22 protein-coding genes are annotated in these 20,081 nt (G+C 70.1%); 16 read left to right on the top strand and 6 right to left on the bottom strand.

The window, feature by feature from the left end; all coding sequences use genetic code 11:
• Positions 1 to 70: 70 nt before the first annotated feature.
• Positions 71 to 982, bottom strand: coding sequence for a LysR family transcriptional regulator (locus ACFT2C_RS08885; RefSeq protein ID WP_377206673.1), 912 nt, complete (start codon positions 980 to 982; stop codon positions 71 to 73).
• Between the two features lie 193 nt (positions 983 to 1,175).
• Here ACFT2C_RS08885 and ACFT2C_RS08880 point away from each other — a divergent pair, with 193 nt between their 5' ends.
• The 4 genes from ACFT2C_RS08880 (at position 1,176) to ACFT2C_RS08865 (ending at position 4,106) form a co-directional block, all read left to right on the top strand.
• Positions 1,176 to 1,910, top strand: coding sequence for an SDR family NAD(P)-dependent oxidoreductase (locus ACFT2C_RS08880; RefSeq protein ID WP_377206672.1), 735 nt, complete (start codon positions 1,176 to 1,178; stop codon positions 1,908 to 1,910).
• 34 nt (positions 1,911 to 1,944) lie between these two features.
• Positions 1,945 to 2,298, top strand: coding sequence for an NAD(P)-binding domain-containing protein (locus ACFT2C_RS08875; protein ID WP_377206671.1), 354 nt, complete (start codon positions 1,945 to 1,947; stop codon positions 2,296 to 2,298).
• A 175-nt stretch (positions 2,299 to 2,473) separates the two neighbouring features.
• Positions 2,474 to 3,094: an NADPH-dependent F420 reductase gene (locus tag ACFT2C_RS08870; RefSeq protein WP_377206670.1), complete on the top strand. Its 621-nt coding sequence runs from the start codon at positions 2,474 to 2,476 to the stop codon at positions 3,092 to 3,094.
• A gap of 67 nt (positions 3,095 to 3,161) precedes the next feature.
• Entirely contained in the window at positions 3,162 to 4,106 is a 945-nt protein-coding gene (locus ACFT2C_RS08865) for an SDR family oxidoreductase (RefSeq protein WP_377206669.1), read from the top strand.
• 33 nt (positions 4,107 to 4,139) lie between these two features.
• Here ACFT2C_RS08865 and ACFT2C_RS08860 read toward each other — a convergent pair whose 3' ends face one another.
• Positions 4,140 to 4,391 carry a TetR family transcriptional regulator C-terminal domain-containing protein gene (locus ACFT2C_RS08860; RefSeq protein ID WP_377206668.1) on the bottom strand — a complete coding sequence of 84 codons (252 nt, stop codon included), beginning with the start codon at positions 4,389 to 4,391 and terminating at the stop codon, positions 4,140 to 4,142.
• 18 nt (positions 4,392 to 4,409) lie between these two features.
• Positions 4,410 to 5,207: an SDR family NAD(P)-dependent oxidoreductase gene (locus ACFT2C_RS08855; protein ID WP_377206667.1), complete on the bottom strand. Its 798-nt coding sequence runs from the start codon at positions 5,205 to 5,207 to the stop codon at positions 4,410 to 4,412.
• 122 nt (positions 5,208 to 5,329) lie between these two features.
• Between ACFT2C_RS08855 and ACFT2C_RS08850 the strand changes: the two genes are divergently transcribed.
• Positions 5,330 to 5,788, top strand: a complete 459-nt coding sequence (locus ACFT2C_RS08850; RefSeq protein WP_377206666.1) for a MarR family winged helix-turn-helix transcriptional regulator — start codon at positions 5,330 to 5,332, stop codon at positions 5,786 to 5,788.
• Here the strand turns inward: ACFT2C_RS08850 and ACFT2C_RS08845 are convergent, their stop codons facing one another.
• Complete coding sequence (locus tag ACFT2C_RS08845) at positions 5,789 to 6,433, bottom strand: TetR/AcrR family transcriptional regulator (RefSeq protein WP_377206665.1); 645 nt, start codon at positions 6,431 to 6,433, stop codon at positions 5,789 to 5,791. It abuts the gene before it with no gap.
• Between the two features lie 52 nt (positions 6,434 to 6,485).
• On the opposite strand from ACFT2C_RS08845, the gene ACFT2C_RS08840 reads away from it, so the two are divergent.
• Positions 6,486 to 7,406, top strand: a complete 921-nt coding sequence (locus tag ACFT2C_RS08840; RefSeq protein ID WP_377206664.1) for a zinc-binding dehydrogenase — start codon at positions 6,486 to 6,488, stop codon at positions 7,404 to 7,406.
• Positions 7,407 to 7,552: 146 nt separating this feature from the next.
• On the opposite strand, the gene ACFT2C_RS08835 is transcribed toward ACFT2C_RS08840, so the two are convergent.
• The gene (locus tag ACFT2C_RS08835) at positions 7,553 to 8,491 is read right to left on the bottom strand and encodes a LysR substrate-binding domain-containing protein (protein ID WP_377206663.1); all 939 of its coding nucleotides are present in this window, start codon (positions 8,489 to 8,491) and stop codon (positions 7,553 to 7,555) included.
• A gap of 184 nt (positions 8,492 to 8,675) precedes the next feature.
• Between ACFT2C_RS08835 and ACFT2C_RS08830 the strand changes: the two genes are divergently transcribed.
• From ACFT2C_RS08830 to ACFT2C_RS08795, 8 genes are all read left to right on the top strand, one after another.
• Complete coding sequence (locus tag ACFT2C_RS08830; RefSeq protein ID WP_377206662.1) at positions 8,676 to 9,338, top strand: hydrolase; 663 nt, start codon at positions 8,676 to 8,678, stop codon at positions 9,336 to 9,338.
• Between the two features lie 19 nt (positions 9,339 to 9,357).
• Complete coding sequence (locus ACFT2C_RS08825) at positions 9,358 to 10,290, top strand: alpha/beta fold hydrolase (RefSeq protein WP_377206661.1); 933 nt, start codon at positions 9,358 to 9,360, stop codon at positions 10,288 to 10,290.
• A 140-nt stretch (positions 10,291 to 10,430) separates the two neighbouring features.
• Positions 10,431 to 12,191 carry a carboxylesterase/lipase family protein gene (locus ACFT2C_RS08820; protein ID WP_377206660.1) on the top strand — a complete coding sequence of 587 codons (1,761 nt, stop codon included), beginning with the start codon at positions 10,431 to 10,433 and terminating at the stop codon, positions 12,189 to 12,191.
• Positions 12,192 to 12,485: 294 nt separating this feature from the next.
• The gene (locus ACFT2C_RS08815; protein ID WP_377206659.1) at positions 12,486 to 13,220 is read left to right on the top strand and encodes a GPP34 family phosphoprotein; all 735 of its coding nucleotides are present in this window, start codon (positions 12,486 to 12,488) and stop codon (positions 13,218 to 13,220) included.
• A gap of 185 nt (positions 13,221 to 13,405) precedes the next feature.
• Positions 13,406 to 13,738, top strand: a complete 333-nt coding sequence (locus ACFT2C_RS08810) for a GNAT family N-acetyltransferase (RefSeq protein WP_377206658.1) — start codon at positions 13,406 to 13,408, stop codon at positions 13,736 to 13,738.
• Between the two features lie 285 nt (positions 13,739 to 14,023).
• Positions 14,024 to 14,848: a CPBP family intramembrane glutamic endopeptidase gene (locus tag ACFT2C_RS08805; RefSeq protein WP_377206657.1), complete on the top strand. Its 825-nt coding sequence runs from the start codon at positions 14,024 to 14,026 to the stop codon at positions 14,846 to 14,848.
• Positions 14,849 to 14,901: 53 nt separating this feature from the next.
• On the top strand, positions 14,902 to 15,627 hold the full coding sequence (locus ACFT2C_RS08800) for a MerR family transcriptional regulator (RefSeq protein ID WP_377206656.1): 726 nt from the start codon (positions 14,902 to 14,904) through the stop codon (positions 15,625 to 15,627).
• A gap of 35 nt (positions 15,628 to 15,662) precedes the next feature.
• Complete coding sequence (locus ACFT2C_RS08795) at positions 15,663 to 17,243, top strand: sigma factor-like helix-turn-helix DNA-binding protein (RefSeq protein ID WP_377206655.1); 1,581 nt, start codon at positions 15,663 to 15,665, stop codon at positions 17,241 to 17,243.
• A 145-nt stretch (positions 17,244 to 17,388) separates the two neighbouring features.
• On the opposite strand, the gene ACFT2C_RS08790 is transcribed toward ACFT2C_RS08795, so the two are convergent.
• Positions 17,389 to 17,877: a DUF6326 family protein gene (locus ACFT2C_RS08790; protein ID WP_377206654.1), complete on the bottom strand. Its 489-nt coding sequence runs from the start codon at positions 17,875 to 17,877 to the stop codon at positions 17,389 to 17,391.
• A 162-nt stretch (positions 17,878 to 18,039) separates the two neighbouring features.
• Between ACFT2C_RS08790 and ACFT2C_RS08785 the strand changes: the two genes are divergently transcribed.
• Both ACFT2C_RS08785 and ACFT2C_RS08780 read left to right on the top strand, forming a co-directional pair.
• Positions 18,040 to 19,179 carry a sensor histidine kinase gene (locus ACFT2C_RS08785; RefSeq protein ID WP_377206653.1) on the top strand — a complete coding sequence of 380 codons (1,140 nt, stop codon included), beginning with the start codon at positions 18,040 to 18,042 and terminating at the stop codon, positions 19,177 to 19,179.
• Positions 19,176 to 19,832 (top strand): response regulator, encoded by a 657-nt coding sequence (locus ACFT2C_RS08780; protein WP_377206652.1) that lies wholly within the window; start codon positions 19,176 to 19,178, stop codon positions 19,830 to 19,832. Before ACFT2C_RS08785 ends, ACFT2C_RS08780 begins: the two co-directional genes overlap by 4 nt.
• The last annotated feature ends 249 nt before the right edge of the window (positions 19,833 to 20,081 follow it).

Genomic DNA, 20,081 nt, shown 5'->3' with positions numbered 1-20,081 from the left:
TATCGGTTGCAAGAGCCCTCTAGTACTACGGCCGTAGATCGGTTGGCGCTGCTGTTGTCAGCCGAGCTGCTCAACCGCGCTTTGAAACGGCATCGTTTGCGCGCTGCCACATCTCATAGTTCCCGCACTCTGCGGTAATCTCAGCGGTCGCCAGAGCCGCGGCGAAGAAGTCGTCGGCTATCGGCGAGGTGCGCGATGCCGCCATCGCGAGGTAGACCTGCTCGGGCGCCAGATCCGGAATGGGCACGTAGCTGATGTCCGGACGCGAGTAGAACACGGTCTCCGAACGCCCCACGAACGAGATACCGCGGCCGGCCGCGACGTGCTCCAGCTTCTCCTCCACCCCGCGCACCCGGAGCCCGGAGTCGGGGTGCGGGCGCGTGGTGGGCTGCGTGCTCGCGTCGCCGTGCCAGACCAGCGGCTCACCGGCCAGGTCGGCCTCCCTGACCTCCTCCTTGCCGGCGAGCCGGTGACCTGCGGGCAGCACCACCATGAGCGGCTCGGTGTAGAGCGGAGTCAGGCGCAGGCCGGCCTCGTCGATAGGCAGCCGCACATAGCCGACGTCGACGCGGCCGTCGAGCAGCATCGGGGCCTGGTCGTCCCATTCCATGCGCTGCACGTCCACGACCACGTCCGGATGCCGGGTCTCGAACTTCCGCGCCGCCGGGATGACCGGGATGCCCGCCCGAAAGCCGACCACCAGCCGTTGGCTGCCGCGGGCGGCCATGGACACCCGGCGCCGGACCGCGTGCGCGGAGGCGAGCAGCGGACCGGCGTCGTCCAGCAGCTGTCGGCCCGCGTCGGTCAGCGTGACGCCGTGGCTGTCCCTGGTGAACAGCGAGGCGCCGAGGTCATGTTCGAGCGCGCGGATCTGCCGGCTGAGCACCGGCTGCGCGATGTGCAGCTCGTCGGCCGCGCGGCCGAAGTGCAGCCTGTCCGCGACGGCGACAAAGTAGCGCAGCTTGCGCAGGTCCAGATCCATCGAGCCTCCCGGTCCGGCAATGCCTTGAGGGTATCACCACGGCTGAAATAGGTCTTGGACACCCACTCAAGGGCAATGGCATCGTTCATAGGGCCCGAGCGAATTCGGTACAAGAATTCGGCATCGGGATCTGATTGCCATGTCCAGAATCAGAATGAGCTGTTTCAGGTACCATCAATTCAACGGAGTGATCGTGGGAAAGCTCGATGGCAAGGTTGCGGTTATCACCGGTGCATCCGCCGGTATGGCACTGGCGGGTGCCAAGCTGTTCGTCGAAGAAGGAGCGTACGTCTTCATCCAGGCCCGGCGGAAGGATGCACTGGACGACGCCGTCAAGGAGATCGGCCGTCACGTCACCGCCGTCCAGGGTGACGCGGCCGACCTGGACGACCTGGACCGCTTGTACGACACCGTCAAGCGGGAAAAGGGCTCGATCGACGTGCTGTGGGCCCACGCCGGGAACGGCGAAGAGGCCGTCCTCGGCGAGATCACCGAGGAACAGTTCGACCGCGCCTTCTCGCTCAACGTGCGCGGCACCCTGTTCACCGTGCAGAAGGCACTGCCGCTGATCAACGACCACGGCTCGATCCTCATGACCGGATCCAACGCCTCCCTCGGGGCCTTCCCCGGCTGGAGCCTCTACGCGGGAAGCAAGGCCGTCCAGCAGGCGTGGGCCCGCGTCTGGCTCAACGAGCTGCGCGACCGCAAGATCCGGGTGAACGTCCTGACCCCCGGCCAGGTCGCCACCGCCAAGCAGGAAGAGCTGTTCGACGAGGCGACCAAGGCCGCATTCGAGTCCCTCATCCCCCGCGGAACGATGGGCCGCCCCGAAGAGATCGCCGCCGTCGCCCTGTTCCTCGCCTCCGACGACTCCAGCTACGTCAACGGCCTGGAACTGGTCGCCGACGGCGGCACTACCGCCATCTGAACCACGCCTCGAGAACAGGAAGAGAGCACACCTCATGAGCAGCATCACCCTCATCGGTACGGGGAACATGGCCCGTGCCATCGGCACGCTCGCGGTAGCGGGCGGCAACACCGTCGAGGTCATGGGGCGCGATCAGTCCAAGGCCGACGACCTGGCCCAGGCTCTGGGCGGCGGCGCGACGACGGGCAAGTGGGGCGCCGTCCCGGCCGGCGACATCGTCATCACGGCCCTGTTGTACGCCGGCGTCGTGCCGGTCGTCGCCGAGTGCGGAGACGCCCTCGCGGGCGGCCCAACGTCTTCTTCGCCGGCGACAATGCGCAGGCCAAGGCAGACGTGGCGGCATTCATCGAGAGCCTCGGGCTGCGCCCGCTGGACGCCGGCGGCCTGAAGATGGCGCATTGGCTGGAAGGAATGGGCTTGGTCACGGTGGGCCTCGCCGGCAACGGGGTCGGCCACTTTGACTTCGCCCTCGGCGTCGACGAATTTGCTGGCTGAGCCCTCTGGGAATGCCATTCAATTCAGATTCAGATTCAGATTCAGACCAGAGAAAAGGAGCACTCACCATGAGCAGCATCAGCTTCATCGGCCTGGGGGGCATGGCCCGCGCCATAGCCACTCGCGCGGTCGCGGGCGGTAACTCCGTCGAGCTCGTCGGGCGCGACGCGGCCAAGGCGAAGGACCTGGCTGACGAGCTCGGCGGCGGGGCCACAGTGGGGACATTCGGCACCGTCCCGGATGGCGACATCGTCGTCCTCGCCGTGCCGTACACCAGCGCCGTGTCCGTCGTCGCCCGGTACGGGGATGCGCTGGCCGGCAAGGTCATCATCGACATCTCCAACACGTTCAACGCCGACGCCTCCGGGCTGGTCACTCCTGACGGCACGTCCGGTGCGCAGGAGATCGCCAAGGCCGCCCCGGCGAGCGCGCACGTCGTGAAGGCGTTCAACACCGTCTTCGGCCACGTCCTAGCCCAGGGGCGTCCGTTGGACGTGTTCTTCGCCGGCGACGCGCGGGCCAAGGCCAGCGTGTCGACGTTCATCGAGAGCCTCGGGCTGCGCCCCCTCGACGTCGGCGGCCTGGAGATGGCTCGCTGGCTGGAAGGGGTCGGGCCGCTGCTGATGGGCCTGGCCCGCAACGGCGCGGGGAGCTTCGACGTCGCCCTCAGCGTCGACCTCCCGGGCTGAGCGCACCCGCATCACCACTTCTCGCCCCACATCACTCACCGCCACATCAGTCACAAGGAGCAGCGGCATGCACGTTTTCGTCACTGGCGGGACCGGCCATTCCGGTTCGTACATTGTCCCCGAGCTCGTCGCCGCCGGGCACGAGGTCACCGGCCTGGCCCGGTCGGACGCGTCCGCGGCGGCGCTGTCAGCGCTCGGCGCTAAGGTGCGCCGCGGCGACCTCCAGGATCTCGACGGGCTCAAGGAGGCGGCGGCGGACTCCGACGGCGTCATCCACGTCGCGCACAGGCAGGACCTGCTGCCGTCCGGCGGGGTGGCCGCCGTGGCCGCCGCGGAGCTCCCGGTCATGCTCGCGTACGGCGAGGCACTCGCGGGAACCGGAAAGCCGCTGGTCGTGGCGGGGAGCATCGGCTCGCCCGGGAACGAGGGGATCCTGGGCCGGACGGCCACCGAGGAGGACCCGGCCCTTCCCGTCGGCGATGAGCACAAGGGCACCCTGCGGGCTCGTAACGTCGTGGAGACCGCCGTCATCGGCCTCGCCGAGCGGGGGGTGCGGTCCTCGGTCGTGCGGCTTGCCAATATCGCGCACAGCACGACCGATCGTGCCGGCTTCCTCCCCACGCTGATCGCGCTCGCGAAGGACAGGGGCTTCGCCGGCTACCCCGGAGACGGCGCGAACCGGTGGAACGCCGTGCACGCCCTCGATGCCGCTTCCTTGTTCCGCCTGGCGCTGGAGAAGGGCCCGGCCGGCAAGTACTGGCACGCGATCGGGGACGGGGGCATCCCGGTCCGCGAGATCGCCGAGGCCATCGGCAGCCGCCTGGACGTGCCCGCCGTGAGCGTGCCCCTGGACGAGCTGATCCTGCCGGGACACTTCGGATTCCTCGCGAACGTCGTCACGCAGAGCTACCCGGTGTCCAACCTCATCACCCGCCGGACCCTCGGCTGGGAACCCGCTCAGCCCGGCCTGCTCGCCGACCTGGACAACGGTCATTACTTCCCCGTCGGCTGACGGCAGGGCCCCTGGAGATGACGATGGCCGGACCTACGAATTCGGAGGTCCGGCCGCGGCCTGCGGCCATGCTGCCATCGCCATGTCGGCCAGACGTTCCAGCGTCTCCCGTCCCGCCCCGTCGCACGCCTGCTGGTTCATCCCCTGGATGACCGCCGCGTAGAAGGTCGCTAGCCCGTCGGCGTCCGTGTCGGCGTGCAGCCGTCCGGCGTCGACGTCGGCGCGGATGCAGGCGGCTATCGCGGCCTTCGTCTCCTCGCGCATGCGACGCAGCTTTTCCTTCACGTCCAGGCGGCAGGCCGATCAGCCCCGGTACCGGGCCGCCAGCACGGGAGTGATGTTTCCCGAGACGATTCCCAGCTCCGCCTGCGCCAGCCGGTCGAGCGGGTCGAGGTCCTCCAGCCCGGGGAGGCAGACGACCTCGCCGCCGGTGAAGCTCGACCAGGTGGCGCGAGCGACGTCCTCGGGGGTCATCGCGGCGGCCACTCGTGAGGCCCCGTCGTTCCACTCGGAGGACACCAGCCCCGGGCACACCACCGTGATGTGCACCCCGGTGCCCTCCAGCTCGACGGCCAGCGCACGGGCGAACGCGACGAGCCCCGCCTTGGCGCTCACGTACAGAGCGCGCTTCGGCAGGGAACGACCGCCTCCCGCCTGAGCCGGGACACCTGCGCTGAAGGCGAGCGTCGACGACACGGCGATGATCCCGCCACGTCCGCGTTCGAGCATGCCGGGCAGCGCCGCCCGGGCAAGGAACGGGGTCGCGTCCGCGTTGAGCGTCCAAGCCCGGTCCAGGTCCGCCGGAGCGATCTCCGCGAACGGCCCGTACGCGCTGACCCCCGCATTCGAGACGAGCACGTCGATGTCACCGGCCGCCGCACGGTCGGCCACCAGCTCGATCCCCGCACGATCGGAGATGTCCACCGAGACGATCTCACTCGACGCCCCGGCGTCCGCCACCTCCTTCGCGAGCACCTCGAGCCGTTCGCGTCGGCGGGCGACCAGGACCAGGTCGTACCCGTCCGCGGCCAGGGTCGCGGCCATGGCCGCCCCGATCCCGCTGCTTGCGCCGGTGATCAGTGCGACAGGTCGGTCGGTCATCGTCGTGCTCCTTGCGAGTGGCGTGCGCGCCGCGGCGCGCGTGGGTGGTGCATCTGACGATAATCAAATACTTCATGTCTATCAAGTGTTTGATAGCACTGAGGCGCTTGTAAGATCGCCGCATGACGCAGGACGACGACGGACCGGTGGACGGCGATGCGCCGAACAGGTTGCTCTGGGCCCTGCGCAGGGCCGAGCTGGCAGCGCGCACACTCAAGAACCAGCAGCTGCGCCCGCTGGGCATGGCAGCCGCGCACTACTCCCTGCTCATGCTGGTCCACGCCGAACCCGGCCTCACCGGTGCGGAGCTGGCCCGCCGGCTCGACGTCACGCCCCAGGCGGTTGCGTCCCTCGTCGCGAAGCTGGACGACAAGGGGCAGCTGGAACGCCGCCCGCATCCCCGCCACCGGCACATCCAGGAGCTGCGCCTTACTGACGCCGGTCGGCAGGCGCTGAAGGCCGCGGACGGCACGATCGCCACCATCGAGGACCGGATCACCGAACGATTGGGACCCGACGAGGCGGCCCGATTGACGAGCCTTCTCGACGACGTGATCGAGGCGCTTCGCGACACGAAGTGATCACGCGGCTGGAAGCCTGGTCTCCAGCGCCGCCGGGGCGGCCGCGAACGATGCCCGCAGCAGCGCGCACAGTTCGGCGCGGGTGGCGGTCGTCTCGGCGCCGGGCGCCGACTGCCAGGTGTCGACGGCGGCCCGGTGACCGGCGACCGCGACGGCGCACACGACACGCGCCGAGAGGTCCACGCCGGGCACGGCGGAGAGCCGCGCCGCTATCGCGTCGACCACCTGCTGCGTGAAACGTTCGCACACCAGCATCCCGGCCGCGTCGATCGCCGGGTTGCTGCCGCTCAGGCGCGCGCTCAGGACCGCGAGGCGCTCCCACCCGGGCGGCATCCGTTCGACGACCTCGACGAGCGCGTCACCCACGACCTCCAGCAGCGGCCCGCCGCGGACGAGCACCGCGTCGAGGTCGGCGATCAGGGTGCGCCAGACGTCGTTCAGCGGGGTCAGGGCAAGGTCCTCCTTGCCGTCGAAGTAGCGGAAGAAGCTGCGCTTGGACAGCTCGGCCTGGTCGCACAGCCAGTCGACGGTCACCGCGTCGTACCCGCGCTCTGCGAATGCCGGAAGCGCGATCTCCACGAGGCGCTGCCGACTGCGCGCAATGCGCCGGCCCCGAAGCGTGCCGGTACCGGGCTGCGTCGTCATGCGGCCATCCTAGCAAACTGGCACTCAGTAGCACTTGGCATACAGTAGCGGCATGCTCGCATGGACCGTCGACCACTCCTCACCCAGCCACCTCAGCCTGCACGAGGTGCCCGAGCCAGCGCCCGGACCGCACGACGCGGTCATCCAGGTGCGGGCCTTCGCGCCGAACCATGGCGACCTCGAGGCGCTGACGAGCCTGCCCGACGGCATGATCCCCGGCTGGGATGCCGCGGGCGTCGTCGTGGCCGAGGCGGCCGACGGGACCGGCCCGCGCCTCGGCCAGGTGGTGGCCTCTTTGGGGCCGGACGGCGCATGGGCGCAGCGACGGCTGGTGACCGCCGAGTCCGTAGGAATCGCCCCCGACGGCGCCGACCCGAACGTCACGAGCGTCGTGCCCGTCGCCGCCACCAGCGCCCTGCGCGGCCTCCGCCGCCTCGGCCCCGTTCTCGGCCGCCGGGTCCTGGTGCTCGGCGGCACGAGCGCCGTCGGGCTGTTCGCCGTGCAGCTCGCCGCACGGAGCGGCGCCGAGGTCGTCGCCACGACCAGGCACCCTGACGCGCGGGAGCGGCTGGCCGGGCTCGGCGCGCACGAGGTGGTCGCCTCGCCGTCCGACCTGAGCGGCGACGTGTCCGGGGTGCTCGACCTGCTGGGCGGCTCCCACCTGGTGCGGGCGTTCGCCCGGCTGGCGCCGGGCGGCACGCTCGTCGCCCTGGGGCACGCGGCCGGCGAGGAGGAACACTTCGAGTACGGGAACTTGTTCGGAGACGCCGGCCGGCACGACCGCTCCCTGACGACGTTCTTCCTCGGGGCCGAGACCGGCCTCGGCCCCGACATGGCGTGGCTCGCGACCGAGATCCACGAGGGGCGCCTCGATCCCGTGGTCAGGGCTGTGCGGCCGTGGAGGGAGCTGCCGGACGCCTTCGCGGCCGGTGCGGAGCGGACGTGCGGAAAGGTCGTCCTGACTGTCGACTGAAGCTGCCCACGACCCGCCCCCGGCCGATCGCCCGCCCAGGCTTAGGCGGGCGGGCGCACCGGGATATCCGGTTCTGTCATGAACTCAGCCGAGCCGAACGCACCCTGCGGCCGGCGCGTCGGCGGACCCAGCGTCGCCGTTGCCCGTCACACGGTGGTCCCGCGTAGCCATCCGTGGCGTTCGGCACAGCGTCGTGCGGTGGCCAGGACGCTCGCGATGGCGGGCGAGGGGTCGTTGTTCGTCGGCCCCAGGATCGAAAGGTCTGCCGCGATCTGCGGATCGACGACGTCGCGAACGGTGAGGGTGGTGCCGAGGTTCGCGGCGTGCTCGGCGAACGACGCGGGAGCCAGGCCGACCTCGCGCCCGCCGGAGAGCCGGGCGAGCATGGCGTTGACCGGTGGGTCCTCGAACGCGCAGATCTCGGGTGAGAAGCCCGCCTCCTGGCACGCGGCGACGATGCCGTCGTAATACACCGGTGCGAGTCGGCGCGGGAACAGCAGCAGCGTCTCGTCGCGCAGGGCCTTCACAGGGACGGTCGGTTCGGCGCAGAGGCGGTGACGCGTGCTCAGGAGCGCGGAGACCGTTTCCCGGCGCAGGACCTCACTGCCCACGCCGTCAAGAGGCGGCGGGGAGAGAGCGAGGCCGATGTCCAGGTCGCCGGCGCAGATCCGCTCGGGGATCTCGGCGCTGAAGATCTCTCGAGCGTCGATCGTCAAGTCAGGGTGCTCTTCCTGGAGGGCATCCAGGAGCACGGTAAGGGTGCCGAAGTTGGCGACCGGGGTATAGCCCAACCGGATCGTGATCGCGGCCCCCGATCCAGCCAGTCGAGTGCGCTCCACCGCTTGTTCCAGCGCGGCCAGCGCCGTCGGCGCCTCCGCCAGCAGCGTCCGGCCTGCGGCGGTGAGCTGCACCCAACGACTCGAGCGCACGAACAACGGCGTACCGAGGATCTCTTCGAGCTTGCGGATCTGATGACTCAAAGACGGCTGCGAGATATAGAGGCGCATGGCCGCGCGGCCGAAGTGGAGCTCCTCGGCCACGGCCAGGAAATAGCGCAGGAGACGGGGATTGATATCGATAGACAAATCCTATCGTCCGGCGTCGGGACAAGTCTTGGACGCCCGCCGGACGGCCGCCATAGCGTCGTGTCACGCCACGGGGACAGGCTCCGGCCCGCCCGTTGATGCTGATCGGTCATGAACGAGGCAACATCGGCGGCGGGCGGGCCGACGGCGAAGGCGTTCAACCCATCACACAGAAGGAAGCCACATGACGCGTACCGCGAAGGTAGGACTCGACGCACTGCTCACCCCCGAGGAGAGCGTCCTGGTGCTCATCGACCACCAGCCCTTCCAGGTCGCCAACCTCCACAGCCACGAACCGACCCTCGTCGTCAACAACACTGTCGGCCTCGCCAAGTTCGCGAGGCTGTTCGACGTGCCGACGATTCTGACCACAGTGATCGAGGAACGGGGTGGCCACCTCATCCAGGCGATCCAGGACGTCTTCCCGGACCAGAAGCCGATCAACCGCACCTCCATCAACACCTGGGAAGACCGTCGCGTCATCGACGCCGTCGAGAAGACCGGACGCAAGAAGCTGATCATCGCCGGGCTGTGGACCGAGATCTGCGTCGCCATGCCCGCCATCCACGCGCTGGACGAGGGGTACGACGTCTTCGTCGTCACCGACGCCAGCGGCGGTGTCACCGCCGAGGCGCACGACATGGCGGTGCGCCGCATGGAACGGGCCGGCGTGGTCCCCGTCACCTGGCTGGTCGTGTCCAGCGAATGGCAGCGCGACTGGGCCCGCGAGGAGACGGCCAACCGGCTCGGACCGATCCTCTTCGAGCACGGCGGCGCCACCGGTGCCGCGCTGGCCTGGGAGCTGCAGCTGCTGGCCACCCCCACCGCCGACACCGCGCGTGCGTAGCCGCACAAGGAATCCCGCCATGAATCCCACCGAGGAACTCGTCAACAGCTTCCAAGATCTCGTGGGACAGGTCCCCGACGGGCGCGATCTCGAGTACGAAGTGCAAGGACCGAGGACAGGACCGGTGGTCCTGTTCCATCACGGGATGCCGGGCTCGGCCGTCCCGATGGGCACGGTTCTGGGTTCGATCACGGCGCGCGGGTTCCGGGTGGTCACGTATTCGAGGGCTGGGTACGGCGCATCCACTCCTGCCCCCGGCCGGACCGTTGCCGACACGGCGGCCGACTGCGCCGTCCTGCTCGCTCATCTTGGCGTCACGCGGTACCTGGTTGTCGGGTGGTCCGCCGGCGGGCCGCATGCGCTGGCCAGCGCGGCGGTCGCTCCTGAGAGCGTCGAGGGGGTGCTGGCCGTCGCCTCGTTCGCACCGTTCGACGCCGAGGGCCTCGACTACGTCGACGGCATGGGCGCCCAGAACGTCGCACAGTTCGGGACGGCCGTACATGGCGAATCAGCGATGCGCGAGCTCGTTGGACAGATGGCCTCAGCAGTCCGAGGCCACGCCACGTCAGACGTCGCCACCGAGATGGCCTCCTTGCTGCCGCCGGTGGACCTGGCGGTACTGACCGCCGAGTACGGCGCGGACAACGCGGCCAACATGGACCATGGCCTGTCCCGAGGGGACGAGGGCTGGGTCGCGGACCTGGCGGCACTCACCAGCCCGTGGGGCTTCGACCTCGACGCCATCACGGTGTCGGTCGAGCTGTGGCACGGCAGCGGGGATCAGATGGTCCCGGTCGCGCACGGCCGGTGGCTGGCCGAGCATCTGCCCACGGCGCAGGCTCATCTGGAACCCGGGCAGGGACACCTCTCGCTGGCGATCGGCAGCTTGGGCGAGAAGCTCGAGGCCCTTTCAGGACGTGTCGCTGACCGCACCACCCCCTCCACCACGTGAGCCTCCGCCGACCTGGTGCGGAAGAGCGCGCGAACACGACCGCCGCACGCGGGCTCGGGACGGTCGCGCCACAGCGGAACGTGTCATGGCGTTCGGCACGGGTCTGGGTGCCGCTTGCCCTCGTGGCGACACTGGCCGCGGTGCTGGCTTGGCTGAACCGGAGCCCGTGGTGGGGCTGGCTCCTGGTCGTGGTGCTGCTCGCCGTGGCCGGGTTCGGCGCGCGGTGGTGGTCGCGGCGCGGTGTCCTGGTCCACGTGGTCGCGTGGCTGGTGGCGATGTCCGTGGTGGGCGGTGCCGCGGTGCTGGCCTACCCGACGCCGCAGGTGCGGGTGGCGGGCGGCGATGATCCGCACCCCACGCAGACCGTCACCACGCGACAGGGCCCGGTGACCGGCGTCCGCAATGACGCCGGCACCGTCGAGATCTTCGCCGGCGTCCCCTACGCCCAGCCTCCCGTGGGAGACCTGCGGTGGCAGCCGCCGCGCCCGCCACGGCCGCGGACGGAGGTGCTGGTCGCCGACCGGTTCTCCGCCGCGCCGGTCCAGGGCACCTCGACCTTCTTCACCCGGGCCCTGTCGCAGGTCGTCGAGATGCCCCTGGAGAACACGCTCCTGAACCCCTACCCGGTCAGCGAGGACAGCCTCTACCTCAACGTCTGGCGCCCGACGGAGCCGACGTCGGACAAGCTCCCGGTGCTGGTCTATGTCCCCGGCGGCGGGTTCGCCACCGGGTCGGGGGCCCTGCCCCTTTACGACGGCGAGGCACTGGCCTCCAGCGGCCAGGTCATCACCGTCACCATCAACTACCGGCTGGGCGTCCTTGGCTTCCTGTCCCACCCCGACCTGGCCGCGGAGTCCGGATACGGCGCGTCGGGCAACTACGGGATCCTGGACCAGATCGCGGCGCTGGACTGGATCCGGCAGAACGTCGCCGCCTTCGGCGGCGACCCCGGCCGGGTCACGATCGCCGGCGAGTCCGCCGGCGGCGAGAGCGTCTGCAGCCTGGGCGCCACACCCCTGGCCGAGGGGCTGATCGACGGCATCATCGGCGCCAGCGGCGCCTGCATGGGCACCACCGGCGACACCGAGAACGGCGACCAGGCCGACACCCGGGCCGCGGCCGAGGACGCCGGACGGCGCCTGAGCCAGGAGCTCGGCGGCGCCACGATCGAGGAGATGCGGCGCATGCCCGTCTCCGAGATCACTCGGGCGGCGGCCGCCGTCGGCCCGCACTGGCGCCCGTCCGTGGACGGCCACGTGCTGGACCGCTCGCCCGCGCAGATCTACGCCAGCGGCGACCAGCTCGACGTGCCGACTCTCGTCGGCAGCAACGCGGACGAGAGCTCCCTGGCGCTGGCCGCCCCGCCGGATACCGACGTGGGCCCCTACGACGCGTCAGCTCGGAAGAAGTACGGCGAGGACGCCGAGCGGTTCCTCGACCTGTATCCGGGCGGGACCGAGGAGCAGGTGCTCGACTCGCTGCTGCGGTCCCAGACCGACCAGGTCATGACCCGGGCGATGCACCGGTGGGCACACCTGCAGACGCAGACCGGTCACGCACCCGCGTACCTGTACTTCTTCACGCACACCCCACCCGAGGCGGGCCTGGAGAAGTACGGGGCCTACCACGGCGCCGAGGTGATGTACGCCTACGACAACCTGGGCAGTGACGGCGACGCCGACTACGGCCTGGCCGACTACCGGCTGCGTGACCAGATGCGTGGCTACTGGCTGAACTTCGTGCGTTCCGGGAACCCGAACGGACCCGGGCTGCCCGCCTGGCCCACTGTCCGGGAAGCGCCCGACCAGATCATGGAGCTCGGCACCGCCACCGGCATGACACCCCGGCCCCGGCCGGCGGCCATCGACTTCTGGATGGCCTACGGCGGTCCGACGCCCTGAGGCGCTCCGAGGAATTCCGCCGCCTGTCAGATGACGCGGCGGCACGTGGACCTCCACCGGCGCTTGACCCTGTCCTCGGAACACGCGTTGGACTCGGTGGCACGACTGTCGATCGGCGCCAGGCCACCGCATGACTCATGCAGCGGTCAGTCGCGAAAGCGACGACGGCAGCGGCGGGGAGTCGGCGACACCAAACATCGCCGCACTCGCAGGCCCGCTCGCGGACCACGAGAACATGGATCTCAATAAGTGGGAGCACTGGATGGACGGCTCGCGCGGTGAGGAGAGGACACGATGAATGATGAGAGCCAGGTACCGGTCGAGCGCGCGGACGGTGCGACTCGCGAGCAGCCGACCGAAGAGCCGCTGCTCGTCGAGGACGTGCTGCTGCTGCTCTTCCAGCCGTCCTCCGGCGCGATCGCGGGCGAGAACTACCTCTACTACGTGCTGGGCGGTGCCGTCGTCGCGGACCTCACGTTCCGCGACCTCATTGAGGCGCACGAAGGCCGGCTCGTCCGCCGCGTCGCCGCACGCGGCGACGCTCCGCACGACGACGTCCTCCGCCCTGCGTGGGACTACCTCGCCACGAAGCCGCGTCGTGTCCAGACGGTGATCGCGGCGATCGGTCCGGAGCTACGCGGCAAAGTGCTCGACAGGCTCGTCGACGGCGGGCACCTGCGGCGCAGACGCAAGAAGGTGCTCGGCTTCATCCCGTCGGAGTCCCTCGAGCTTGGGAGCGCACGACGTGCGGGGCTCCTCGCCCGCGTGCGCGCGACGCTCGTCGACGGGACGCAGCCCGACGCCAGGACCGCTGCGCTCACGGCGCTGCTCTCGGCGAGCGGCAACCTGCACCAGTTCGATCCCGAGATCCCGTGGACGTCGGCGGTCATCCACCACGCGAAGGAGCTCGAGAACGGCAACCGGGGCGCGGCCGCCGCGGGCGCGGCCGTCACACGCTCGACGATCGCCGTCATCAGCGGTGCCCTGGGCGCGTCGACCGCCGCGGACACGGCCGACCACAGCGTGTGAACCGCACGGAAGCGCGGGCATCCCCGGTCCGGTGGTGATCGTCGACATCTTCCGCCTGGAGAACGGTCGCATCGTCGAGCACTGGGACGTCGTCCAGGACCTCGTCCCGGCCGAGTCAACGGCCAGTGGTCGCCCCGTGGCGTGAACCCGTACACGTCATTTCCCGCAACGAGAGGACCACAGCGATGAACGATCAGAACCAGCAAGAAGTGACCGTCCGCGACAACCCCGACAAGAGCCGCTTCGACATCTTCGTCGAGGACACCCACGCCGGGTTCTCCGCGTACAAGGACCGCGGAGAGATACAGCGCATCTTTTACCACACGGTGGTCTTCGACGAGTTCGAGGGCCGCGGTCTCGCCGGCACCCTCACTCGCACCGCCCTGAGCACCAGCATCCAGGCAGGACACCGCATCGTGGCCGTCTGCCCCTACGTGAAGAAGTGGCTCTCCACGCACCACGACTTCGACGACGACACCGACCCGGTGGGCCGGGAGCACCTGCACGCCTTGCGCTGAACCGTGCACAAGAGGGAGCCCCCGCAGGCCGTTCAGCGACCACACCAGGCTGGTCAGCGTCGACGATGTTGACCTGCCGCTTGAGCGTGCCCCGGGGGCACGGTGTCCACTTGTGCGTGCATCACCGGTTCACCCCTGAGAGGAAGTCCGATGCACGTAACGGGTCCCGAGAACGCCCAGGACGCCACGCAAAGTTCGACACCGTCAGCTTCGAACAGCGCCCGGGGGCACGGGCCGTCTTCGGCCGCTGTCGACAGTTCTCGACCTTTCGGCGCACACCTGCGGATGAGCTGGTGGAAGCCGCTCGCGGTCATCTTCGTGCCGTCGCTCGTGCTGATCGTCCTGCAGGTCCTGCTTTACCAGCTTGTCGGCGTCATCGAGGGTAGCGACGACCCGATGGCGCCGACGTTTACCCCGTTGAAGTTCCTGGCTGTCAACGTGGCCACCGGGATGGCAGGTGTGCTGGCGATCCTGCTCGTGGTGTGGCTCGCCAAGGTGCCGTGGCGCAGCCTGATCAGCTCACCACGCGCGCTGGACTGGCGACGGTTCAGGCAGTACCTGCTCGGCGCCGCCCTGCTGGTGGGTATCGGGATCGGGGTGGTAGCGCTGGTCGCGCCCGAGTCGCCCGGCTGGACCACCTTCGGGTTCACGGGCACGACGGCGGCCATGCTGGCGCTCGTCCTGCTCAGCACCCCGGTCCAGGCCGCCGGCGAGGAGCTGATGTTCCGCAGCACCATGCTGCCCGCCGCCGCGTCCTGGGTACGCTCGGTCCGCCCGGCCCTGGCAGTCGGGCTCATCGTCTCGGGCCTGGGCTTCGCCGCCGTCCACGGCTCGGCCGACCCGTGGCTGTTCGGGTACTTCGCGCTCATCTCCGTCTCGACCGGTGTGATGGCGATCATCAGCCGCGGCATCGAGGCACCCGTCGCCTTCCACGTCGCCAACAACGTCCTGTTCACGACGGTCAACACGCTGATGGCCGGTGGCGAGGCGTTTGCCATCGACAGGTCTACCGGTTCCGGAGACGCGTCCCTGCTGATCCTCGCGGCCGTCAACCTTGCGATGATCGTGTTTGTCTGGCTACGCGAACGGCGGGCACGGGTCGCAGACTAGCGCTGCAGGGATGACGCCTGGCGCCCGGCACCGCACGAAAACGAGGAACCCTCATGGCCTGGAGCACCCGTGAGCTCGCCGAGCTCGCAGGCACGACGGTGAAGTCGGTGCGGTACTACCACCAGATCGGCCTGCTCGACGAGCCCGACCGTGCACCCAACGGCTACAAGCGCTACGAGGTCAGCCATCTCACGCGCCTGCTGCAGATCAAGCGACTGGCTGGGCTGGGGGTGCCGCTCGCGCAGGTCGCTGAGATCGGCACCAAGGACAGCGACGGTCTCGCCTCGATCTTCCGGACCATCGACGCGGAGCTCGAGGCGACGGTCGAGCACATCCAGAACATCAGGCAGGAGCTGGCCGTACTGTCACGGCCGGGCGCGTCGACGGACGTGCCGACCGGGTTCAGCGCGGTCGCCGCGCCCCTGCGCGACAACGATCGTGCGCTCCTGACCATCTACGCCCAGCTGTACTCGGACGAGTCGATGGACTCGGTGCGCCGGATCCTCGAGGCCGATCCCAACCCCGAGCTCGACGAAGCGTTCCGCGACCTCCCTGAGGACGCCGACGACGCCACCCGTCAGGCCCTCGCTGAGCGGCTCGCGCCAGTCGTCAGGAGGCCGGGCGGTGACCATCCGGTCAAGCTCGTCCCCAAGGCAACAACGCCACATCAGAGTGCCGCGGTCCACAGCACGATCCAGCATGCCCTCGAAGCGCTCTACAACCAGGCACAGCTCGACGTGCTGCGCCGCGCACGCCAGATCGGCACGGAGCCCGGATGAACTAGCTCGCAGAGCCGGCGCCGTGCTCATCTCAGGTGCTGGCCCGCCTCACGCCGCGCGACCGGCGGATCCTGCTCCTCGTCGCCTGGGACGGCCTGTCCGGCGACGAGCTCGCGCAGGTGCTGGGCGTCTCGCGCGTCCGGCTGACAGCCCGCCCACAACCGCGGGAAACCGCAAGAGCAGGCCCGCACGGCACACATGACGAGTGGGGGACCGCCCCGGCCCCCACTTCAGCACGGAGGACCACGATGGACACCAACGAGAACGGCGACCCCGGCGTGCAGGGCCAGGACATGCCGGGCCAGGACGAGGCGTTCGAGCTGCCGGCCGCCGCCGATCCTGCCGCGGGAGCGTTGCCCGGCGACGAGCTCGCCGCGCGGCGTGCCCGGCGTCGGACCGGATGGCTCAGTGCGGCCGCCGCGGTGGCCCTCGTCGCCGTCGGGAGCGGCGGGTACCTGGCGGGCGCCGCGGGGGCCGGTGGCCCCGACGGGGTGGGCGAGAGCACGGCCGAGGCGCCGATCATGCTGGACGCCCCGGTCGGTGCGGCGGACTCGCGCGGCGCCGAGCCGGCGCCCGGACCGATGGCGGCAACGGACACGGGTATGGCGGCCGAGAGTGCCGACCAGAAGTCGTCGTACCCGTACGGCTTCTGGGGCCGCACCGTGTTCCACGCGGGTGCGGGCCTGTCGACGTCGGGCTCGGAGGCCGAGGCGTTCGGCCTCGACCCCGCCGGAGTCCTGTCGGCCGAGACGGCGCGCCGTGTGGGCGACACGCTCGGTGCCTCCGGGGAGCCGCGCCAGGAGGGTGGTTCCTGGGTGGTCGGCCCGGCCGACGGCAGCGGCCCGACTGTCCACGTCTACGCGGACGGCTCGGGGAGCTTCGACTTCTACGACCCGTCGCGCGACTCGTGGTCCTGCCCGTTCCCGGGCAAGGCCGAGCCGGGTACGACGAGCGAGGGAGGCACCGACAGCCCCGAGATCCTCCCGGCCCCGGACTGCCCGACCGTGACGCCCGACGCGGCCCCGGCCATGGGCGACGCCGTCGCGGCGCTGCGGGACGTGATGGACCGCCTCGGCGTCGACCCTGCGGGCTTCGAGCTGGAGGCGGGCGAGTCGTACGAAGGCGACCCGTGGCGCTACGTCACGGCGTGGCAGGTGGTCGAGGGGCAGCGCACGGGGCTGTCGTGGAGCGCGTCGGTGTCGGCGTCCGGCATCGCGAACCTGTACGGCTTCCTCGCGGAGACGATCTCGCTCGGCCGGTACCCGGTGGTGAGCGAGGCCGAGGCCGTGGAGCGCCTGGCTGACCCGCGGTTCGGCGCCTCGGGCGGCATGATCGCGCAGGCGGCGGACGCCCGCGCCGCGGAGGAGGGTGACACGGCCAGCAGCGACATGATGCCCGCCCCGAACCCGACGGTGCCCCCCACCCCGACCCCGGGCGCCCCGATCGCCTGGCCGGTGACTGGCGTGACGATCACGTCGGGCCGTCTCGGTGTGGCGCAGCAGTACATGCCGGACGGCGCGGTGCTGCTGCTCCCGGCCTACGAGCTCCGGGACGCCGACGGCAACGTCTGGTCGGTCCTTGCGGTCGCCGAGGACGTGCTCGACTTCACACCCTGATCAGAACGCCGCGGGTGAGGGAGGGGCCTGGTCCGGACGTCCGGACCAGGCCCCTTCGTCACATCACCACGCCCAAGTACACGCCCAGGCTGCGCGACCGGCACGCCTCTACCAGGTCGCAACAGGAAGGGGACTGCTCTTGGGTTCACGCTTGCTGTTGGGCGCGAACGGTTTCACGGTCCGGTCTGGTCTCCATGGTCGCCGACGGTGCGGTGCGGGGCCAGGTCCAGGCGTACCGCACGATGAGGGCGAGAAGGATCAGTTCCAGTCCGATGCCGAGGCCGTAGAAGTACAGCCAGGACTCTCCCACCACGTTGAATGCCGTGACGGGAACGTAGAGCAGGGCCACGACGAGGTTCGCGATGCGGTTCACCCGGGCGGGCAGCGTCATCGACAGCACGACCATGAGGATCGGGATGGCCACGAGGGTCAGCGCCGTGGTCGAGAAGGTCTGGGAGAGGTCGAACTCGAAGACCTTGCCGTCGAGGATCTCTTCGACGACGCCGGGCGTGAAGAAGTTGAGGATGTCCACGTACGCGTACAGGAACATGAAGCTTGTCCACGTTGCGGCGAGCTTGGCTCTGACCGGGATCGGCTGGTCTTCCAGCGTGGTGGTGGGTTGACGTGTTCTCATCATGCGCTCCGTTGCTGTGGTGAGGATCGATGCGTCCACGATCGCTGAGCCTGGGCGGCGGGCGCATCGGCCCGGAGGCTGGAGTCGTCTGGCCGATGGGATGGTCCCTCTCTCGTTCTTTCGGTGGGTACGCCGAGGCCCGCCGATCCCTAGGCTGGAGCCGTGAACACTGTCGGGCGTTCCATCTGGCATGAGCCGCGGCCTCCTGACGCCCCACCCATCGGTCGTCTTGACTGGCTGCTGGTGGGCGTGTTCGCGGCCGCCGCGTTGGTCGAGGGCATCGTCCGGCCGGGCGTGGCCTGGCGACCCCTTGTGACGGCGCTCGCCCTGGCGCTGATACCTGCCCTGCTCTGGCGGCGGGGCCGCCCCCTGATCGCCGCCCTGGTCGGGTGGGGCGTCGCCGGGCTCCTCTCGGTCCTCCAGCTGACCGCGCACCCCGGGGACCTCGGCCTCTACTCCATGATGGTTGTCCTGATCCTGCTCTACTCCCTGGTGCGGTGGGGCTCGGGACGGGAGATGGTCCTGGGGACGGCGTTCGTGGCAGTCGTCGTCACGCTGGGGATGTTCGCCTCCTCCGCGGGCTGGGCCGACGCCTTGGGCGGGAGCGTCCTCTTGCTGTTGTTCGTCGCCCTCGCGGCGGTGTTCCGCTACCGCGCGGACCTCTGGCATCGCCAACAGCGCGAGATCCGCAATCAGGAGCGGGTGGCGCTGGCGCGCGAGCTGCACGACACCGTGGCCCACCACGTCTCGGCCATCGCGGTGCAGGCGCAGGCCGGTGGCGTGGTGGCCGGCATCCAGCCTGAGAAGGCTGCCGAGGTCCTGGCCGCGATCGAGTCTGAAGCGTCGCGAACCCTGGCGGAGATGAGATCCATGGTGCGGGTGCTGCGTGAGGAGGAAGCCGTCGCCTACTCACCGCAGCTGGGTGTCGCGGACCTGCCTGCTCTGGCGCGCGCTGACGCGACGCCCACCGTCGAGGTCTCGCTGGACGGTTCGTTAGCCCGGCTGGCAGGACCCGTGGACGCCGCGCTCTACCGGCTCGCGCAGGAGGCTCTGACCAACGCCGTACGGCACGCCCGGAACGCGACCCGCGTGGGGATCGACGTACGCCGGGAGGGCAAGTCCGTCAGACTGCGTGTCAGCGACGATGGACAGACCGAGCCGGGGCCAGCCCCGGAGCCTGGGTTCGGCCTGCTGGGCATGTCCGAACGCGCCCAGCTCCTCGGCGGATCGCTCTCTGCGGGGCCGGGGCCCGCGGGTGGCTGGGTGGTCGAGGCCGTGCTGCCGGTGGAGGCGTCGGCATGAGCATCCGTGTTGTCGTAGCCGACGACCAGGACTTGGTCCGGACCGGGCTGGTGATGATCCTCGGCGCGCAACCCGACCTCGAGGTCGTGGGGGAGGCAGCAGACGGGCTCGCAGCGCTCGACCTGGCGACCCGGCTGCGTCCCGATGTCCTCCTCGTCGACATCCGGATGCCCGGGCTCGACGGCGTCGAGGTGACGCGGCGCCTGGCCGGGCCGGACGTGACGGACCCGATGGCGGTCGTCGTGATCACCACCTTCGACCTCGATGAGTACGTCCTCGGCGCCCTACGCGCCGGCGCCCGCGGCTTCCTGCTCAAAGACGCCGGGCCGGAGCTCCTCGTGCAGGCCATCCACGCGGCGGCCAACGGGGACGCGCTGATCGCCCCCAACGTCACGCGCCGGCTGCTGGCGACCTTCGCCGACCAGGCGCCCGTGGTACCGGTCCAGCCCACCGACCCCCTCACCGGGCGCGAGGAGGAGGTGCTCGCGCTGGTCGCACGGGGCCGGACCAACGCCGAGATCGCCACCGAACTCTTCGTCGGCCTGAGCACGGTCAAGACCCACGTCGCGTCGTTGATGACCAAGCTCGGCGCCCGCAACCGCGTCGAGATCGCGATCTGGGCCTACGACACCAGACGAATGAGAGCCAATTAGTGGGTACAGATCGCAACGTAGGCCCGTGGGGTTCGGTAGCTCGCTGACGCCCAGCTGGCGCACGACCTCGGCGGTATCGGCGCCCTGGGCCAGTAGCCGGTCAGCCTCGGTCAGCTTCCGGACCACCTGCTCAGGAGTGTGGGACGCGTGAGGGAAGCGCGGCCCAGGCCGCGAGCGAAGCGTGCGCAATTCGTGCTCCTGGAAGGATCACGAATCCTGAACTGGCTGGCCAGAGGCACGATACCCGGA

The sequence above is a fragment of the Promicromonospora sp. NPDC057138 genome (assembly GCF_042670845.1).
Classification (GTDB): domain Bacteria; phylum Actinomycetota; class Actinomycetes; order Actinomycetales; family Cellulomonadaceae; genus Promicromonospora.
The sequence above is the reverse complement of the archived record's forward strand: the minus strand, read 5'-3'. Positions and strand labels throughout refer to the sequence as shown.

Bases quoted from the DNA above. Each gene is read 5' to 3' on its own strand.
- ACFT2C_RS08825 (WP_377206661.1), top strand. From the start codon at position 9,358: ATGAATCCCACCGAGGAACTCGTCAACAGCTTCCAAGATCTCGTGGGA.
- ACFT2C_RS08800 (WP_377206656.1), top strand. From the start codon at position 14,902: ATGGCCTGGAGCACCCGTGAGCTCGCCGAGCTCGCAGGCACGACGGTG.
- ACFT2C_RS08790 (WP_377206654.1), bottom strand. From the start codon at position 17,877: ATGAGAACACGTCAACCCACCACCACGCTGGAAGACCAGCCGATCCCG.
- ACFT2C_RS08875 (WP_377206671.1), top strand. From the start codon at position 1,945: ATGAGCAGCATCACCCTCATCGGTACGGGGAACATGGCCCGTGCCATC.
- ACFT2C_RS08810 (WP_377206658.1), top strand. From the start codon at position 13,406: ATGAACGATCAGAACCAGCAAGAAGTGACCGTCCGCGACAACCCCGAC.
- ACFT2C_RS08855 (WP_377206667.1), bottom strand. From the start codon at position 5,207: ATGACCGACCGACCTGTCGCACTGATCACCGGCGCAAGCAGCGGGATC.
- ACFT2C_RS08840 (WP_377206664.1), top strand. From the start codon at position 6,486: ATGCTCGCATGGACCGTCGACCACTCCTCACCCAGCCACCTCAGCCTG.
- ACFT2C_RS08865 (WP_377206669.1), top strand. From the start codon at position 3,162: ATGCACGTTTTCGTCACTGGCGGGACCGGCCATTCCGGTTCGTACATT.
- ACFT2C_RS08845 (WP_377206665.1), bottom strand. From the start codon at position 6,433: ATGACGACGCAGCCCGGTACCGGCACGCTTCGGGGCCGGCGCATTGCG.
- ACFT2C_RS08885 (WP_377206673.1), bottom strand. From the start codon at position 982: ATGGATCTGGACCTGCGCAAGCTGCGCTACTTTGTCGCCGTCGCGGAC.
- ACFT2C_RS08830 (WP_377206662.1), top strand. From the start codon at position 8,676: ATGACGCGTACCGCGAAGGTAGGACTCGACGCACTGCTCACCCCCGAG.
- ACFT2C_RS08805 (WP_377206657.1), top strand. From the start codon at position 14,024: ATGAGCTGGTGGAAGCCGCTCGCGGTCATCTTCGTGCCGTCGCTCGTG.
- ACFT2C_RS08870 (WP_377206670.1), top strand. From the start codon at position 2,474: ATGAGCAGCATCAGCTTCATCGGCCTGGGGGGCATGGCCCGCGCCATA.
- ACFT2C_RS08780 (WP_377206652.1), top strand. From the start codon at position 19,176: ATGAGCATCCGTGTTGTCGTAGCCGACGACCAGGACTTGGTCCGGACC.
- ACFT2C_RS08815 (WP_377206659.1), top strand. From the start codon at position 12,486: ATGAATGATGAGAGCCAGGTACCGGTCGAGCGCGCGGACGGTGCGACT.
- ACFT2C_RS08850 (WP_377206666.1), top strand. From the start codon at position 5,330: ATGACGCAGGACGACGACGGACCGGTGGACGGCGATGCGCCGAACAGG.